At 74.6% G+C, this 16,877-nt stretch carries 18 protein-coding genes; 12 read left to right on the forward strand and 6 right to left on the reverse strand.

Annotation, left to right across the window (positions count from 1 at the left end):
- Positions 1-258: 258 nt before the first annotated feature.
- The 4 genes from K8Z61_RS10620 (at position 259) to K8Z61_RS10635 (ending at position 2,792) form a co-directional block, all read left to right on the forward strand.
- On the forward strand, positions 259-417 hold the full coding sequence (locus K8Z61_RS10620) for a hypothetical protein (protein ID WP_224129283.1): 159 nt from the start codon (positions 259-261) through the stop codon (positions 415-417).
- 75 nt (positions 418-492) lie between these two features.
- Positions 493-1,428, forward strand: coding sequence for an alpha/beta hydrolase (locus K8Z61_RS10625; protein ID WP_224129285.1), 936 nt, complete (start codon positions 493-495; stop codon positions 1,426-1,428).
- Positions 1,421-1,876, forward strand: coding sequence for a VanZ family protein (locus K8Z61_RS10630; protein ID WP_224129287.1), 456 nt, complete (start codon positions 1,421-1,423; stop codon positions 1,874-1,876). The genes K8Z61_RS10625 and K8Z61_RS10630 overlap by 8 nt, the downstream gene beginning before the upstream one ends.
- 1 nt (position 1,877) lies before the next feature.
- The gene (locus K8Z61_RS10635; RefSeq protein WP_224129289.1) at positions 1,878-2,792 is read left to right on the forward strand and encodes a glycosyltransferase; all 915 of its coding nucleotides are present in this window, start codon (positions 1,878-1,880) and stop codon (positions 2,790-2,792) included.
- 82 nt (positions 2,793-2,874) lie between these two features.
- Here the strand turns inward: K8Z61_RS10635 and K8Z61_RS10640 are convergent, their stop codons facing one another.
- Positions 2,875-4,455 carry a delta-60 repeat domain-containing protein gene (locus K8Z61_RS10640; protein ID WP_224129290.1) on the reverse strand — a complete coding sequence of 527 codons (1,581 nt, stop codon included), beginning with the start codon at positions 4,453-4,455 and terminating at the stop codon, positions 2,875-2,877.
- 124 nt (positions 4,456-4,579) lie between these two features.
- Positions 4,580-4,711 (reverse strand): hypothetical protein, encoded by a 132-nt coding sequence (locus K8Z61_RS18935; RefSeq protein WP_263430870.1) that lies wholly within the window; start codon positions 4,709-4,711, stop codon positions 4,580-4,582.
- 250 nt (positions 4,712-4,961) lie between these two features.
- Here K8Z61_RS18935 and K8Z61_RS10645 point away from each other — a divergent pair, with 250 nt between their 5' ends.
- Positions 4,962-6,683: a hypothetical protein gene (locus tag K8Z61_RS10645; RefSeq protein WP_224129292.1), complete on the forward strand. Its 1,722-nt coding sequence runs from the start codon at positions 4,962-4,964 to the stop codon at positions 6,681-6,683.
- Between the two features lie 47 nt (positions 6,684-6,730).
- Here the strand turns inward: K8Z61_RS10645 and K8Z61_RS10650 are convergent, their stop codons facing one another.
- Positions 6,731-8,326, reverse strand: a complete 1,596-nt coding sequence (locus K8Z61_RS10650) for a delta-60 repeat domain-containing protein (RefSeq protein ID WP_263430871.1) — start codon at positions 8,324-8,326, stop codon at positions 6,731-6,733.
- Positions 8,327-8,441: 115 nt separating this feature from the next.
- Between K8Z61_RS10650 and K8Z61_RS10655 the strand changes: the two genes are divergently transcribed.
- The 7 genes from K8Z61_RS10655 (at position 8,442) to K8Z61_RS10685 (ending at position 14,168) form a co-directional block, all read left to right on the forward strand.
- Complete coding sequence (locus K8Z61_RS10655) at positions 8,442-9,338, forward strand: MBL fold metallo-hydrolase (protein ID WP_224129296.1); 897 nt, start codon at positions 8,442-8,444, stop codon at positions 9,336-9,338.
- 251 nt (positions 9,339-9,589) lie between these two features.
- Positions 9,590-9,889: a GIY-YIG nuclease family protein gene (locus tag K8Z61_RS10660; protein ID WP_224129298.1), complete on the forward strand. Its 300-nt coding sequence runs from the start codon at positions 9,590-9,592 to the stop codon at positions 9,887-9,889.
- Positions 9,890-10,080: 191 nt separating this feature from the next.
- On the forward strand, positions 10,081-11,037 hold the full coding sequence (locus K8Z61_RS10665) for a glucosyl-3-phosphoglycerate synthase (protein WP_224129299.1): 957 nt from the start codon (positions 10,081-10,083) through the stop codon (positions 11,035-11,037).
- Positions 11,034-11,903, forward strand: coding sequence for a dihydropteroate synthase (folP, locus tag K8Z61_RS10670; RefSeq protein ID WP_224129301.1), 870 nt, complete (start codon positions 11,034-11,036; stop codon positions 11,901-11,903). The genes K8Z61_RS10665 and folP overlap by 4 nt, the downstream gene beginning before the upstream one ends.
- Positions 11,900-12,433, forward strand: a complete 534-nt coding sequence (locus K8Z61_RS10675; protein WP_224129303.1) for a hypothetical protein — start codon at positions 11,900-11,902, stop codon at positions 12,431-12,433. Before folP ends, K8Z61_RS10675 begins: the two co-directional genes overlap by 4 nt.
- A complete protein-coding gene (locus K8Z61_RS10680; protein ID WP_224129305.1) occupies positions 12,421-13,101 on the forward strand; it encodes a dihydrofolate reductase family protein in 681 nt (226 codons plus the stop codon). Before K8Z61_RS10675 ends, K8Z61_RS10680 begins: the two co-directional genes overlap by 13 nt.
- A gap of 167 nt (positions 13,102-13,268) precedes the next feature.
- Complete coding sequence (locus tag K8Z61_RS10685; RefSeq protein WP_224129306.1) at positions 13,269-14,168, forward strand: LLM class flavin-dependent oxidoreductase; 900 nt, start codon at positions 13,269-13,271, stop codon at positions 14,166-14,168.
- Between the two features lie 36 nt (positions 14,169-14,204).
- On the opposite strand, the gene K8Z61_RS10690 is transcribed toward K8Z61_RS10685, so the two are convergent.
- The 3 genes from K8Z61_RS10690 to K8Z61_RS10700 are packed head-to-tail and all read right to left on the reverse strand — an operon-like array spanning position 14,205 to position 16,877.
- The gene (locus tag K8Z61_RS10690; protein WP_224129307.1) at positions 14,205-15,752 is read right to left on the reverse strand and encodes a delta-60 repeat domain-containing protein; all 1,548 of its coding nucleotides are present in this window, start codon (positions 15,750-15,752) and stop codon (positions 14,205-14,207) included.
- Between the two features lie 49 nt (positions 15,753-15,801).
- Complete coding sequence (locus tag K8Z61_RS10695) at positions 15,802-16,110, reverse strand: hypothetical protein (RefSeq protein ID WP_224129308.1); 309 nt, start codon at positions 16,108-16,110, stop codon at positions 15,802-15,804.
- The gene (locus K8Z61_RS10700) at positions 16,107-16,877 is read right to left on the reverse strand and encodes a hypothetical protein (protein WP_224129310.1); all 771 of its coding nucleotides are present in this window, start codon (positions 16,875-16,877) and stop codon (positions 16,107-16,109) included. Before K8Z61_RS10700 ends, K8Z61_RS10695 begins: the two co-directional genes overlap by 4 nt.

The raw sequence follows: 16,877 nt of genomic DNA on the forward strand, positions 1-16,877 counted from the left end.
GATCGGCCAGGATCGACAAGTGGGGCTCCAACGGTGGTGGCGTGGGGGAGGGGCGGGCGGGCCCGCACCCTGATTCTCGGTCAGGTCCGCCGCTAGGCACCGGTGCTCAGGGAATCTGGCCCGGACGGACTAGGTGGGGTGACTCAACTGTGCCAGGCCCGAGTGACGGTCAGGTTTCGGGGAGCCCCCCGAACGGCGTCCGTGTTTCGTGCGCGCGGTGGAGTTTCGGACGGTGTGGCGTGGCGCACACTCGTTGGCATGCACCTGCTCACCTGGATCGCCGGCGGCCTCGCCGCCTGGACGTGCGCCGCGCTGCCCTTCGCCGTCGTCCTCGGGCGCCACGTCGACCGCCACCAGCGCGGTGACGACGTGCGTCGTCCGGTCGCGGTGCTCGACGCCGGCTCGCACGCCGCCTGACCTCCGCCTGATCTCAGCCTGACCGCCGCGAGCGGCACCGGACGGGCCGTCGGCGGTCGCGTCTAGGCTGACCGGGTGCCCGTCGACCCCGGTATCGCCGTCCTTCTCGATCTGATCGCCCAGTCCGGCTACCCGCCGATGCACGAGGGCACGCCCGAGACCGCCCGCCGCGGCTTCCGGGCGATGACGGTCGACTCCGTCCAGCCCGACCAGGTCGTCGCCGTCGACGACGTCGTCGACACCACCGTCGCCGGGGTGCCGGTGCGGGTCTACCGGCCCGCCGCGTCCGGCCCGGTGCCGACGCTGGTCTACCTGCACGGCGGCGGGTTCGTCATCGGCGACCTCGACACCCACGACCAGACCTGCCGACGGCTGTGCAGCGGCGCCGAGCTGGTCGTCGTCTCGGTCGACTACCGGCTCGCGCCCGAGCACCCGTGGCCCGCGGCGGTCGACGACGCGCTCGCCGTCGCGCGGGCCGTGGCCGACGACCTCGACGCCTACGGCGGCGCGGGCCAGGGGCTCGGCGTCGGCGGCGACAGCGCCGGCGGCAACCTCGCGGCGGTCCTCGCCCAGGAGCTGCGCGACCAGGTGACCGGCCAGCTGCTGATCTACCCGGCCGTCGACCCCGGCGGCGACTACGCCAGCCGCACCGAGAACGCCGAGGGCTACTTCCTCGAGGCCGCCACGATGCTGTGGTTCTTCGCTCACTACGTCCCCACGCTGGCCGAGGACGCCTCGGTGCTCGCCGACCCGCGCCTCGCGCCGCTGCACGGCGACCTCGACGGCGTGGCGCCGGCGGTCGTCGTCACCGCCGAGCTCGACCCGCTGCGCGACGAGGGCGAGGCCTACGCCGACGCGCTGCGGGCCGCGGGCGTCGAGGTCGACGCCGTGCGCTACGACAGCCTGGTGCACGGCTTCATCGACATGGGCGTGCTCAGCCCCGCCGCCGCCAGCGCCGTCGACGACGTCGTCGACCGCGCGAAGCGGCTCCTGCATCGCACGCATGGCTGACGCCCCGCGTCGCGGACGCCTCTGGTGGCTGCTGCTGGCCGCCACCGCCGGCTACGCCGCCTTCCTCGCGTTCGTGCTCTTCGAGCCGTCGAACGACGTGCCCTCGCGCAGCATCGCCGCGATCAGCCGCCGGCTCGCCGCCGAGGGGCTGCCGCGGGTCGTCAGCGACTTCGCCTACGTCGACTTCTGGTGCAACATCGCGATCATGCTGCCCTTCGCCGGGGCGCTCGTGCTGCTGTGGCCGCGGGTGCCGTGGGAGCGCTGGGTGGTCGCGGAGTTCGCCGTGGCCGCGGGGGTCGAGATCACCCAGGCCGTCGCGCTGCCGCACCGGGTGCCGGCCTTCAGCGACGTCGTCGCCAACACCACCGGCGTGCTGCTCGGCGCGGGCGCCATGACGCTGGTGCGGCTCGCCGTCCGTCCGGTGACCGCACGAGGAGAGGACGGCTGACGTGGCCATCCCGCGCACCGTCCACTTCGTCTACGGGCTGCGTCCGCAGACCGACCCGTTCCCGCTGCACCACTTCCTGGCGGTGCGCTCGTGCCGGCGGGTCAACGCCGGCTTCGACGTCGTGGTGCACGTGCGCGCGACGCCGTGGGGCCCGTGGTGGGAGCGGCTCGTCGCCGAGCCCGGCGTGCGGATCGCGCCGATCGCCGAGCCGGGCGTCCGGCTGGGCGACTCGCCCCCGGAGCTCGAGGCCTACCGCTACGCCCACGAGTCCGACGTCGTCCGGCTGGAGATCCTGCTGGCCGAGGGCGGCGTCTACGCCGACATCGACTCGATCTTCGTCCGGTCCCTGCCCGACGCCTGGCTCGACGCGCCCGCGGTGATGGGCCACGAGCTGCCTCCCGACGGCGCCGAGGGCTCGCTGTGCAACGCCTGGATCGCCGCCGAGCCCGGGTCGGCGTTCGTCGAGCAGTGGCTGCGGGAGATGCCGGCCGCCTTCGACGGCTCCTGGAGCAACCACTCCACCCTGCTGCCCTACCGCCTCAGCCGGCAGCACCCCGAGCTGGTGCGGGTGCTGCCGGAGTCGGCGCTGTTCGCGCTGCGCTACACCGCCGAGCACCTCGCCGACCTGCTCGAGCGCGACGTCCCGCTGCCCCCCGACGCCGTCAGCCTGCACCTGTGGGAGCACCTGTGGGCGGCGCCCGAGCGCCGCGACTTCTCCCACGTGCACGCCGGCCTGATCACGCCCGCCTACGTGCGCCACGCCCGCACCACCTACGCGCGGCTCGCCCGGCCCCACCTGCCCGACGACGTCCGCGGCTCGCGCGCCGCCTGGCTGCGCGACCTCGCGCGGCTGCGCCTGGAGCGGCGGGCCCGCAGCAGCGACGCCCTGCGGAGGCTCGTGCGCGCGGTGCGCTGAGCCCGGTGGCCGAGCAGGCGTCGGTGGTCGAGCAGGCGTCGGTGGTCGAGCCTGTCGAGACCCCCGCACCCGACGCCGGGCGTCAGGTGAAGACGCGCACGATCCGCTGGGCCGACGCCCCGTCGTAGGCCGTGAACGCGCCACCGGCGACGAGGCGGCCGTCCGGCTGGACCACCAAAGCCGTGACCTGTGCGTCCGGACCGACACCGGGGCCGAAGGCAGGATCGGCGGATCCGACCGAGCGCAGCCGGGCCAGCGTCGCGGCGGCGCCGCCTCCCAGCGCCGTGGGCTGACTGCCGACGAGGATCCGCCCGTCCTCCTGCACGACGATCGAGTTCACGAGACGCGTGTCGTCGCTCCCGACCGCCGCCGAGAACGCGGTGTCGAGCGCTCCCGTCGCGCTGAGCCGCGCGATCGACGGAGCGGGCGCGCCGTCGTAGGAGGTGAAGGAGCCGCCGGCGAGGATGCTGCCGTCGGCTTCGAGGGCGAGGCACTGCACCCGGCCGATGCCACCGTCGAAGCCGGTGCCGACCACGAAGTCGGCGTCGCGCGTTCCGTTCGTGTTCAGGCGGACGATGCGATTGGCCGACGTGCCGGCGAAGGTGAGGAACGAGCCCGCCACGATGATCATGCCGTCAGGCTGGCGCAGCACCGCGCTGACCGAGGAGCCGAACCCGGCGCCCGTCCCGGGAAGGAAGGTCTCGTCGCGGGTCCCGTCGGGGCGAAGACGGACCAGCCTCTCGGCCGCCCCGCCGAAGGAGGTGAACTGCCCGCCCACGAGGATCGTGCCGCTCGGCTCGACGACGATGCTCTGGACGGCGTTGTTCGGCTCGGGGCGCTTCGTCCCCGCCGGGAACGTCGGGTCCGGCGTCCCGTCCGGCTGGAGTCGGAGGATGAACTTCCGAGCGAACGCGCCCAGCGTGCTGAAGCCGCCGCCGACGAGGATGCTGCCGTCGTCCTGCACGGCGAGGGCGAGCACCGACGGCTTGTTGAAGGCGCCGCCCAGGTTCGTCACGAAGTCAGCGTCGACGCTGCCGTCGGGCCGCAGCCTGACGAGACCGTTCCGTGCCGGGCTCGTGCTGGTCGTGAAGGCTCCCGCGACCAGGATCGAGCCGTCCTGCTGGATCGCCATGGCGGTGACGAGGTTGCCGAGCGATGCCGCGAACGCCGCGTCCCGGGTGCCTGCCACTCCCAGCTCGACGGTGGTCGGCGGGATCGCGCCGTAGCCGGCGATCGTGCCCTGCAGCGAGACGGCGGACGGGGCCGGGCTGGTGGTGGTGGTGAAGCCGAGGCGGTACAGCGCGGCGGAGGTCGCGCCGGTGCCGGTGCGTGACAGCTCCTGGAGTCCGGCCGTGGAGGCGCCGGGGTCGCTGTAGGCGACGACCGCCGACGACGTCGGGAGGGGGTTCGCCGGTGCCGGCTTGAGCAGCAGGACGACCGAGCCGCTGCTGGCGGCGCGATTCCCGCTGCCTCCGACGCTGGAGATCGACGTCGGGCCCGCGCCCGACGTCGCGAAGGCGGGCGCCGCCGAGAGCACCGTGATGGTGGGCGCGGCCCAGACGGCGCCCGCCACGACCGCGCGGCGGGACGCGGACGTCGGCGCGGTGGCGCCCGAGGGGGAGTCGGGGGCGTCGGGGGACGGCAGAGCGGCAGGTCGCGTCATGGCGCAGGCCTTTCGGGGGGTCGCCGGCGCGCGCACCGGCGGCCGGGGGAGGGCGGCTCCTAGGGTACGGGAGCCGCCGGTGGTTCGCGGGCCGATCCCGCGGCCGGCCACGCAGGCGCGTCGGTCAGATCCGGATCCGCGTGACGCCCCGGGCCGCGACCCCGTCCAGCGTCGTGAAGACCCCGCCGACCAGCGCCGTCGAGGTCGAGGCGCTCACCGCCAGCACCTCGGCGTCGAGGCCCGTGCCCAGGCTCACGCGGAAGCCGTCGTCGAGACTGCCGGTGGACCTCAGCCGCAGGGGCCGGTTGACGCCGGAGGTGCCGTTGCGCGGCCTCCAGGGGCGGGCCGAGAGCCGATGTGGGCGGGAGGACCCTCCTGCCCGCGGTGACATGCATGTCACATGCACGTCACCTGGACGCCGTCGTCGTTCCGCGGACGAGGTGGCGGGACTGCTCCTACGGTCGATCGCTGATCTCGTCCTGACCCGACCGCGGAGGCCCTCCCCGATGTCCGACACCGACCGTCCCGCCCCCACGCCGCTGACCCGGCGCGCCGTCGTCGCCACCACCGGTGCCGTCTGGGCCGCGCCGGTGGTGACCACCCTCGCTGCGGCTCCGGCCTTCGCGGCGTCCGCGGGGCGGGCGGCGGCGATCACCGCGGTGACGCCGTCGACGACCTACGTCACCGACGCGGCCACGGCGTCCGGGGTGACGCTGACGGCGAAGGTGACCGATGTGAACGGCGCCGCCGTCGCGGGGGCGGTGGTGACGTTCGCCCTGACGCCGGACGCCGAGTGGCCGGTGTCGTTCGGGTCGTCCGCGTCCGCGGGCGTGCTCACCGCCACGGCGACGACGAACGCGGCCGGCGTGGCCTCGGCGGCGTACTCCTACGCCAAGCCGACACGGCAGGCGCTGCTGGAGACGACGGCGAGCGTGTCGACCCCGTCGGGCACGGTGTCGACCCGGTGGTCGACGCGCTTCCGCGGGTGGGTGCTGCCGCTCGGCGGCCGCCCCAGCACGAACGGCGGCGCCGCGACCTTCGCGATCGCCGGGAGCAGGCCCTTCACCTGGGGCAACGCGGCCTTCCGCGGCACGAGCCGCACGGCCACGGACTACGTTCCCGCCCCGATGGACCTCGTGACCGGTTCGGCGGTGGCCGTGTGGGCCGGCAGCTGGTCCGGCGCGGGCGCGAGTGGCGCCTACCAGGGCTGGGCCGTCCTGCAGTCGGACGGCTCGGTGATCGTCGGTGCTGGCACGGAGAGCGGCGAACAGCTGGGCAACGGCCCGAGGCCGACGTCGGCGGGTGCGATGGTGCGCCGGCCGGACTCGGACCTGCCCGCGGCGGCGGCGCCGCTCGGGGTGTTCGGCTACTTCCACCAGGCCGTCATCGCCGACGGCACCGTCTACGTGTGCGGGCTCGGCCAGTCCGGCGAGCTGGGCAACGGGACGGTGGCTGCCGTCGGAGCGCCGGCGTCGGTGATGCGGGCGGTGAGCAGCAGTCCGAGCAACGGCTCCGAGCTGCCGGCCGGCCGGGCCACGGCCGTCGCCATCTCCGGCTTCGGCAACCAGAACAGCTACCCGGAGGCGGTGGTCGCCATCGCCGACGGGAGGCTCTTCGGCTGGGGCAGCGAGGCCTACCTCGCCGCCGGATCGTCCGCCACGACGGCGCGCTCGGTACCGAAGGCGCTGGTCACCGCGTCGGTCAACACCGCCGCCGCCGGGGTCACGTTCACTCAGGTGTCCGGAGGCTCGGCCTTCTTCGTGGCGCTGGGCGTCAAGGACGGCGTCACCGGCCTGTACGCGTGGGGCAGCGGGGCGTCGAGCGGACGCCTCGGCAACGGGTCGACGACCGACGCCAACGGCTTCCGGATCGCGCCGGTGAGCGTGCTGCCGTCCGGCCGCACTTGGGTCAAGGTCGTCGCGGGCGCCAGCGGAGCGATGGTGCTGAGCAGCACCGGCGAGGTCTGGACGTGGGGCGGGCTGCGCCCCGGCAACGGCGACGCCGCGCCGAACGCAGGGCTCGCCGTCCGGCTGCAGGTCGCCGGCCGCAGGTTCACCGACATCGCCGTCGGCTACAACAGCCTCCAGCTCGCCCTCGCCGACGACGGGACCCTCTACACCTGGAACGGCGCTCTCAACACGGGCGTCACCGGCACCCAGACGACGGTCGGCTCGGGGACCCTCGCGATCGCGACGCCGGTGATCACCACCAACGTCATGGCCGACTGAGCGGACCATCGGCGGTGGTCGGTCCGGTCGGGTCCGACCACCGGGCGTCAGCCGAAGAGGCGCACCACCTTGCCCAACCCGGTGGTGCCGTCGTGCGCGGTGAAGACGCCGCCGACGATCAAGCGACCGTCGGCCTGCCGGACGATCACGTTCACGCCGCGGGCTCCGGACCCGACGCCTGCTGTGCCCGTGAATCCGCTGCCGGTGTTGACGCTGAAGATCGTCTCCCGCGTGCCGGAAGGATCCAGGCGGACGATCTGGTTGATGCCCGTCGTGCCGGAGACGGTGGAGAAGCCGCCGCCCACGATGATCCGACCGTCGGGCTGCAGCGCGATCGCCCGGACCGAGCTGTAGTCGAAGCCCGTGCCGAGGGCTGCGGTGAAGTCCGCGTCGCGGGTGCCGTCGGGCATCAGCCGCGTCAGGCCGACAGCCGCCTGCCCGTCGAAGGTGCGGAACCCGCCGCCGATCAGCACGCGTCCGTCCGGCTGGGCACGAACCGCCCAGATCACATCGAACATGCCCGGCCCCTTGGCCGACCGGAAGTCGGCGTCGCGTCTGCCGTCGGGCTGCAGCCGAACGAGGCTGTTCACGGCGCGATCACCAGCGAAGGAGCTGAAGGAGCCAGCGGCCAGGATGCGGCCCGCCGCGTCGACGTCGAGAGAGGCGATGAATCCGGGGAGGTAGGCCCGGCTGCCCGGATACTCAGCACCGACGCCCACCTCGGCGAGGAAGGCCAGATCAGGTCGCCCGTCGGGGTGCAGGCGCGCGACGCATCCGCTGGGCTGTCCGTCGAGATGGGTGAAGACGCCGCCGACCACGATCTTGCCGTCCGCCTGGACCGCGAGGCTCTGCACGCTGACGATCGGGCCACCCCCGAGCGAGGCGAAGCCGGCGCCGAGTGCAGCGAGGAAGTCGGTGTCGAGCACGCCATCCGAGGTGAAGCGCACCAACGGTCCGGTGGCACGGGTTCCGACCTGCGTGAAGGTGCCGCCGACCAGGATCCCCCCGGCGGCGTCGATGGCGAGGCAGGAGACCACGCGATCGAAGGCCCCGACGTCGAAAGCGGGGTCCGGGCGGCCTGATGGGTCGAGTCGCTGGACCGACCGGGCGTCGCGACCCTGCGCATCGGCGAGGGATCCGCCGACGATGATGCCCCCGTTGGGCTGGACCGCCAACGCGAAGACCTGCCCGCCGATCGATCCGGCCAGAGCCGTGCTGAATGCGTTGTCCCGGCTGCCGGCCTTCACCAGCTCCACGACCGTGGAGGGGATCGTGCCGTAGCCGCGGATCGCGCCGGAGACGGTGATGGTGTCGGGTGCGGGGGTGGTGGCGGTCGTGGCGGTGAGCAGATAGGTCGCGCCCGGTCCGGTGCCGCTCCCGGTCGGTGCGAAGGCGGTGGTGGTGGTGTCGGGCGCGCTGTAGAGGGCGGCGACGTCGGCGACGGTCAGCGGGTCTGCCGGGGCGGGCGTCAGGGTCAGCAGCAGGTTGAGGGTGCGGGTGCGGGCGATGCCGTTGCTGGCGCCGGGCGCGATCGTGCCGGAGGCGGCGAAGGACGGTGCGGCGGAGAGCACGGTGATCGTGGGCGCGGCCCAGACGGCGGTGACGACGGTGCGTCGGGACGGGGTGGGGGAGGGAGGCGTCATGGGGGACCTTCGGCTCGGCGGGCTGCGCTGAGCGTAGGGCTCCCGGGCCGCTCGCTCTCCCGGATCGGCGCATTGCCCCGGAACAGCCCGGCCGCCCCCGCTCGTTGAGCCGGTCATGATCCTCTCGGACTCCCTGCAGATCGGCGACGTGACGGTGACCCGCGTCGTCGAGTGGACCGGCGGGCTGCTCGCCGGCCCCGACCTCCTCCCCGACTCCACGCCGGACGACTGGGGCGACGCCGGGCTCGTGCCGATGGCGCTGCAGGCGTGGGTCGTGCGCAGCCGGGGCGCGACGATCGTCGTCGACCCCGGCGAGGGCAACGACCGGACGCGTCCGCAGGCCCCGGCGCTCGACCACCTCGCCACCGACCACCTCGCCGCCCTGGCCGCGGCCGGCGCGGCGCCCGAGGACGTCGACGTCGTGATCGACACCCACGTGCACCACGACCACGTCGGCTGGAACACCCGGCTCGACGGCGACGCCTTCGTCCCGACCTTCCCGCAGGCCCGCTACCTGATCGCGGCGCCCGACGTCGCCTGGTTCGACCCCGCGCGCGCCGGGCTGCGTCCGCCGGTGCGCAGCGACGCCGAGCGGGTGCGGCGCGAGGGCTCGCTGCAGCTGTGGGCCGACAGCGTCCAGCCGGTGCTGGACGCCGGGCTGGTCGACGCGTGGGAGGGCAGCGTCCACCTCGACGACCAGCTCGCGCTCGAGCTGACGCCCGGCCACACGCCCGGCTCGTCGGTGCTGTGGATCCGCTCCGCCGGCGAGACCGCGGTGCTCGTCGGCGACCTGCTGCACACGCCCCTGCAGCTCGCCCACCCCGACTGGAGCTCCTGCTTCTGCGAGGACCCGGTGGCCGCCGCCCGCACCCGCCGCCGGGTGCTCGAGCAGGCCGCCGACGAGCAGGCGCTCCTCGTCCCGGCCCACCTGCCCGGCCACGGCGCCGTCCGCATCGAACGCGACGGCTCGCGGTTCCGGGTCGTCGAGTGGGCCGACCTGGCGGAGGTGTGAGCGCCGCCGATCGCGCGGTGACACGGTGATCGAGCGGCGACACGGTGATCGAGCGGCGACACGGTGATCGAGCTTGTCGAGATCCCCGCACCCGTGAGGCGGCCCGCGGGGCGGTGGTTTCGGCAGGCTCAACCACCGCGACACGGTGATCGAGCGGCGACACGGTGATCGAGCTTGTCGAGATCCCCGCACCGATCCACAGGTCCTGAAGCCGGACGCCAGGTGACGCCGGCTGCGGGAACGCTGGGAGCGTGCCCTGGGTCTACATCCTCCGCTGCGCCGACGACTCCTTCTACGTCGGCTCCACCGTCGACCTGCCTCGACGACTCGCGGAGCACCAGCGTGGCGACGGCGCCGCCTACACGCGCATCAGGCGACGTCGACCAGTGACGCTCGCGTGGTCCGCCGAGTTCGACTCGATCGAGGTGGCGTTCCGCTACGAGAAGCAGATCCAGGGCTGGAGCCGGGCCAAGCGGTTGGCGCTGATGGAGGGGCGCCTCGAGGATCTGCCGGAGCTGTCGCGATCTCGTTCCGACCCACGCCTCGCCTGACGGGTCGACGTGCGGCCCTGCTTGGGTGCAGGGGTCTCGACAGGCTCGACCACCGGAGGGGTCTCGACAGGCTCGACCACCGGAGGGGTCTCGACAGGCTCGACCACCGGAGGGGTCTCGACAGGCTCGACCCCCGGGGCCTCACCCGGTCGGCCCGGGACGGGCGGGACCGCTTGGCTACCCTCGCCGACGTGACCACGTCCCCCGCTGCCGCGTGGTTCCAGCGCAACACCCACCAGTTCGACGAGTTCCCGATCGAGCGGCTCCAGGCGGTCAAGGGCGACACCTGCGTCTCGCTGGTCGTGCCGGCCCGCAACGAGGCCGCGACGGTGGGCGACGTCGTCACGCGGGTGCGCGAGGCGCTGCTCGACACCGCTGGCCTGGTCGACGAGATCGTGGTCATCGACTCCGACTCCACCGACGCCACCGCGGCGATCGCCGCCGACGCCGGGGCCACCGTGCACGCCGCCCGCGAGATCCGGCCCGACCTCGGATCGGTGCCCGGCAAGGGCGAGGCGATGTGGAAGTCGCTCTTCGTCACCCGGGGCGAGCTGATCGTCTTCATGGACGCCGACCTCACCGACTGGGACACCCACTTCGTGCCCGGCCTCCTCGGCCCGCTGCTCACCCGCCCCGAGGTCGCGCTGGTCAAGGGCTACTACGAGCGCCCCGGCCAGGACGGTCCGCTGGACGGCGGCCGCGTCACCGAGCTCGTCGCCCGTCCCGTCATCGCCCTCGAGCACCCGGAGCTCGCTGGGCTGGTGCAGCCCCTGGCGGGGGAGTGGGCGATCCGCCGCTCCCTCTTCGAGCAGCTCCACGTGCCCACCGGGTACGCCGTGGAGATCGCCTCGCTCGTCGACACCGCCCGCCTGCTCGGCGTCGACGCGATCGCGCAGGTCGGGCTAGGCGTTCGCGCCCACTCCCACCAGCCGCTGCTCGATCTCGGCGCCATGGCCACCCAGCTGCTCGCCGCCGTGCACCGGCGGCGCACCCCGACGCCCGCCACGCCCGCCACGTCCGCAGCCCCGGACGATGACCTCGAGCAGAGCGTCGTCCTGCGGCAGTACCGGCCCCGCGAGGGGCGCATCGAGCCCGCCGAGCGCGTCGTGCGCGTCGGCGAGCGACCACCCGCGAGGAGCGTGGAGTGACCCTCAGACTGCGGCGGCACGAGTTCGCCGACGACCACAAGCTGATGATGGCGATCGTCAACCGGACGCCGGACTCCTTCTACGACCAGGGCGCGACCTGGGCGGAGGACAAGGCGTTCGAGCGGGTGACGACCGTCGTCGAGCAGGGCGCCGAGATCGTCGACATCGGCGGCATCAAGGCCGCGCCGGGCGTCGAGATCGACGCGGCGGAGGAGAAGTCGCGCGTCGTCGACTTCGTCGCCCGGGTGCGCGAGGCGTTCCCGCAGCTGGTGATCAGCGTCGACACCTGGCGCGCCGAGGTGGGCGACGCGGTGTGCCGCGCCGGCGCCGACGTCCTCAACGACGCCTGGGGCGGCGCCGACCCCGAGCTCGTCGACGTCGCCGCCCAGCACGACGCCGCCATCATCTGCACCCACACCGGCGGGGTCACGCCCCGCACCCGGCCCTACCGGCTGGAGTACGACGACGTCGTGGCGTCCGCGATCGCCGACTCGATGGCCTACGCCGACCGCGCCGTCGCCGCGGGGGTGGCCGAGGAGAGCGTGGTCATCGACCCCGCGCACGACTTCGGCAAGAACACCTTTCACTCCCTCGAGATCACCCGCCGGATCGGCGAGATGGTCGAGGCCGGGCACGGACGCCCCGTGCTGGTGTCGCTGTCGAACAAGGACTTCGTCGGCGAGTCCCTCGACCTGCCCGTCGGCGAGCGCCTGATCGGCACGCTGGCCGCCACCGCGCTCTGCGCCGCCGCCGGCGCCCGGATCTACCGGGTGCACCAGGTCGTCGAGACCCGTCAGACCGTCGACATGGTCGACGTCATCACCGGGGTGCGTCTGCCCCGCCGAGCGATCCGAGGCCTGCAGTGAGCACGTCCGAGCAGCCCGTCCCCGCCCGCCGGGTCGTCCTCGTGCCGGGCGTGCTCGCGCTGCTGCCCGAGTACGCCGGCCAGACCGACCCCGTCGCCGAGCTGCGGGACGCCGCGGTCGCCGCCGTCGCCTGGGCCGGACCGGACGCCGTCGTCGTCGCCGAGCCGCAGGGCGAGCGCGTCGTCGCCGCGCTGCGCGACGCCGCGGGCGACCGGCTCGAGCAGGGCGTCGGGCCGGCGGTCGTCGTCGTCGCCAACGGCTCGGCCAAGCGCACCGAGAAGGCTCCCGGCCACCTCGACGAGCGTGCCGTCGGCTTCGACGAGGCACTGGGGGAGGCCCTGCGCGCGGCCGACGTCGAGCACCTGAGACAGTGGGACGGCGCACTCGCCCGGGAGCTGATGGTCGGCCACCCCGACGGGTTCGCCCGCCTCGCCGAGCTGCTCACCGACGCACACCCGGCGCGGGTGGACTACGCCGACGACCCCTTCGGCGTCCAGTACTGGGTGATGAGGTGGCAATGCGAGTCCTGACCGGCGCCGATCAGACCGGCGAGCTCTCCGACGACGACCTGCGCGCGCTCTACGCCGCGCCCACGACGCCCTTCCTGCGCGTCAACATGGTCAGCACCGTGGACGGCAGCGCCACCGGCGCCAACGGCCGCTCGGGCTCGATCAACAACGCCGCCGACAAGCGGGTCTTCGACGCCCTGCGCGACCTCGCCGACGTCATCGTCGTGGGAGCCGGCACCGCGAAGGCCGAGGGCTACCGTCCGGCGCAGCGTCCGATCGTGCTGGTCAGCCGCAAGGCGCAGGTGCCCGAGACGCTCCGCGGTGCGCCCGCCGGCTCGGTGTACCTGGCCACCTGCTCGAAGTCCGACGGCATCGACGAGGCCCGCGAGATCCTCGGCGAGGAGCACGTGCTGACCCTCGGCAGCCACCGCGTCGACCTCCCCCAGCTCAAGCAGACCCTCGCCGACCGCGGCTGGGGCCACCAGCTCTGCGAGGGCGGCCCGCACCTGCTGCGCGACCTCGTCCACCAGGGCGCGGCCGACGAGCTGACCGCCACCTCGGTGCCGCGCATCGTCGCCGGCACCTACCCCCGCATCACCGAGGGCGCGCCCGTCGACGCCCCGCTCTCGCTCGCGCTCCTGCTCGAGGACGAGGGCACGCTGTTCGGCCGCTGGACGATCGGCTCCTGAGCCGGCTCCTCCTCGCGGGTCCCGACGGGCCAGGCCCCTTGTAACGCGGAGTCCCGTGAACTGACCACCACTCCTGACTGGTGGGAGGTTCACGGGACTCCGCGTTACATGCCGTCTCACGTGCCGCGGGCCTGGCCGACGCCGCCCGGCGCCCCTAGGGTGCGCCCATGCACGTGGGCATGACCCTCCCCGTCATGGAGCCCGACCTGTGGGCGGCTCCCGACACCCTCGAGCGCTGGGCGCGCGCGGTCGACGCCGGGCCGTTCGCGAGCCTGTGCTTCGGCGAGCGGGTCGCCTTCGACAACCCCGAGACCCTGACGCTGCTGGGCGCGGCCGCCGCCTGGACGTCCCGGGTGCGGCTGGCCACCACCGTCGTCGTGCCGGCGCTGCACCGGCCCGTGCCCCTGGCGAAGGCGCTCGCGACCGCCGATCGGCTCTGCGGCGGACGCCTCTCCGTGGGCGTAGGGGTGGGCGGACGCGAGGAGGACTACCGCGCCGCCGGCGCCGACCCCTCCGACCAGACGATCGCGGCCATGGCCGGAGCCGTCGCGGCGATGCGCGCGGTGTGGGCCGGCGAGCCCCCCGAGGGCGCGTCGCGCGCGGTCGGCCCGCCGCCGGTGCAGGACGGCGGACCCGAGATCCTGGTCGGCACCCTGGGTCCGCGCACCCTCGCCCATGCCGCCCACTGGGCCGACGGGCTGGCGGGGGTCAGCCTCGACGCCGACCCCGCCGGCATCGAGCGCGTCTTCGGTCTCGCCCGCACCGCCTGGGCCGACGCCGGACGTCCCGCGCCGCGGCTCACGACGTCGTTCTGGTTCGCGCTGGACGAGACCGCCGGCGGCGCCGAGGCGTCCCGCGCCCAGATCCACCGCCACCTGCGGCACTACATGAGCTGGCTGCCGGCGTCGCTCGTCGACGCCCTCGCCCCCACCGCCGGCTTCGCCGGCACCCTGCCCCAGCTGCGGTCGCTGCTCGCGACGCTCGCCGACCTCGGCGCCGACGAGGTGCAGCTCATCCCCACCGACTCCGACGTGACGCAGGTGGAGCTGGTCGCCGGCGCCCTGTAGGGGCCGGCGATCCCCTCGGCGTCGGGGAGCGGCGGGTCAGCCGAAGAGCCGCACGATCCGCTGGGCCGCGCGGATCGGACGCGGGCTGACGCCGACCTGGGTGAACGCGCCGCCGACGGTGATCAGGCCGTCCTCGTCCAGCGCCAGGGCACGGGCCTCGGCGTCGAGGCCGGCGTCGACGAAGGTGGCGTCGACCTCGAGCCCGTCGTCGAGCCGGATGCGCGCGACGAACGAGCGGGGACGGGTCTCCATCTGCGAGTCGAGGACCCCGTTGAAGTCGCCGGCCACCACCACGCCGCCGTCCGGCTGCACCAGGACGGCCCGGCCGACCGCGGTGCGACCCACCTGCCCCAGTCCGGCGCTGTCGAGCCTGTCGTCCAACATGCCCGACGAGTCGTACCGGGCGATCCCGGACATGTTGTAGCTGCTGACGATCGTGAAGTCCCCGACGGCGACCACCCCGCCGCCCCGGAGCACCGCGACGGCGTGGACCGGCCCGGTGACCCCGGCGTCGCCGAACCCGGGGTCGCGCGACCCGTCGGGCAGGAGGCGGAAGAGGCGGGAGACCGAGGTCCCATCGGCCTCGGCGAAGTCGCCGCCGACCATCACGGCCGGCTCCGCGCCCGGCCGCGGGACCAGGGCGAGGGCGTGCACCGCGCCGTCGAGCGCCGGCCGGGTGAACGCCGGGCTGGCCGCCCCGCTGCTCGTCAGCCGCGCGACGTAGCCCTGGACCGGGTCGCCGGCGATCTCGCCGCCGACGTAGACGGTGCCGTCCGGCGCGGCCACCACGGCCCGGGCGAGGCCGGGAAGGGACGCGGGGACGAAGGAGGTGTCGAGGCTCCCGTCGACGGTCAGACGGGCCAGCCACTGCCGCGGCTGACCGGCGACGGAGGTGATGCTGCCGGCGACCAGGATCCTGCCGTCGGCCTGCACCGCGACCGCGAGCACCTCGCCGACGATCGCCGGGTCGGGCAGGTCGAGGACGCCGTCGCGGGTCAGGCGCAGCACGCCGCGACGGGTCTGGCCGGACGCCGAGGCGAAGGCGCCGCCGACGACGAGCCGTCCGTCGGCCTGCCGCGCCAGGGCGTTGACGGGTCCGTCGAGCTGCAGGCCGAGGCGGGCGTCGTGGGTGCCGCCCACGCTCATGGTCACCGACGTCGTCGCGATGCCGTAGCCCGGCACCGACACCGTGACGGTGATGGCCGGCGGCACGGGACTCGTCGTCGTGCTGAACGGCAGCCGGTAGACCGCCGCACCGCCGGAGACCCCGACCGCGCGCAGCGTGCCGGCCGTGGCGCCGCGGTCGGAGAAGGTGACCGCCGGCGCGGGAGCGGTGGTCGGCGCCGGGGAGAAGGACAGGTAGATCGCCCCGGTGCCCGCGCCGATCAGCCCCGTCGCGGTGGGCACGGTGACGCTGGCGCCCGAGACCGCGAAGGCGGGTGCGGCACCGAGGATCGTGATCGCCGGCGCGGCCCAGGCGGCGGCGCCGACGACGGCGCGGCGGGACGGGCCTGCGCTGCTGGCGTCGGCGGCGGTGGGCAGGGACGCGGAGGGGCCGGCGGAGCCGGAGCCGGGGAGGGCCATGCCGTGAGCCTAGGCGTGCTCGAGAGCGGTCGTCACCTGATTCCGGCTCTCAGGACTCGGCGGCTCGCACCACGCCGAGCCCCGCCAGCGCCTCCAGCGCGGCGTCGAGCGCGGCCTCGACCTCGGCCGGGGGAGCCTCGCCGAGCCGCTCCACCACCAGCGTCGCGAGCTCGGTCGACGTTCGGGGCGAGGCGAGCAGCTCCAGCAGCAGCGTGCCGAGCACCGAGAGCCGCGCCACCTGGTCGCCGACCAGCACCAGGGACTCCCCGGCGTCGTCGACCAGCAGGTCGTCCCAGGTGCCGCGCTGCCACACGGCGCTCGCGCCGCTGGGGTCGCTCTGGTCGCCCTGGCCGCTCACGAGAGGAGCCCCTCGACGACGGGCAGCAGCGTGGCCGCCTCGCGGTACCGCAGTCGCCGCACCCCGCCGACCGACGCCGCGAGATCGGCGAGCCGGTGCAGCCCCGCGTCCAGCGCCGCCAAGGACGAGCTCTGCTCGGCGAGGCCGAGCAGGCCGTCGAGCAGGGGCACCGGCTCGAGCACCGGCTCGGCCGGGCCGTCGGGGTCGCGGTCGAGCAGGATCAGCGCGCCCAGCCGCGCCTCGGCCGGGGTCGGCGCTAGGCCCAGGTCGTCCGGGCAGACGGTGTCCTTGGGCCGCCGACCGTCCGGCCCGAGGAGCGAGAGCGGCTTCGGGTAGGGGAGCAGGGCGCCGTCGACGTCGATCGCGGCGGTCTCGTCCGAGACGTAGCCCAGCGTGCGCGCCAGCTCGCGGGTGGCGGTGGTCTTGCCGCGCCCCGACGGGCCGACGAGCACCGCGGTGCGTCCGGTCGTCGGGTGCGCCAGCGCCGCGGCGTGCAGCATGACGAGCCGGCCCACGCCGCTGGCGATCGCGGCGCGCGTGACGCGGTGGGTGAGGTCCTCGAGCGCGTCGGCGAGATCGGCGGGGTCGTCGAGGTGGACCGCGATGCGGTCGGGCCGCGTCGGTTCCGTACCCTGAGCCTCACCAGCATTCACCAGACACCGCCGCCACCCATGCCTGATGCTGTCGGTGAGCGGGTCGATCGCCTCCCCGGCTGGGACGACGTCGACCTGCGCGCCGAGCACCTGCAGACGGATCCCGTCCGTCAT

Source organism: Nocardioides sp. TRM66260-LWL (assembly GCF_020075545.1).
Taxonomy (GTDB): Bacteria; Actinomycetota; Actinomycetes; order Propionibacteriales; family Nocardioidaceae; genus Nocardioides.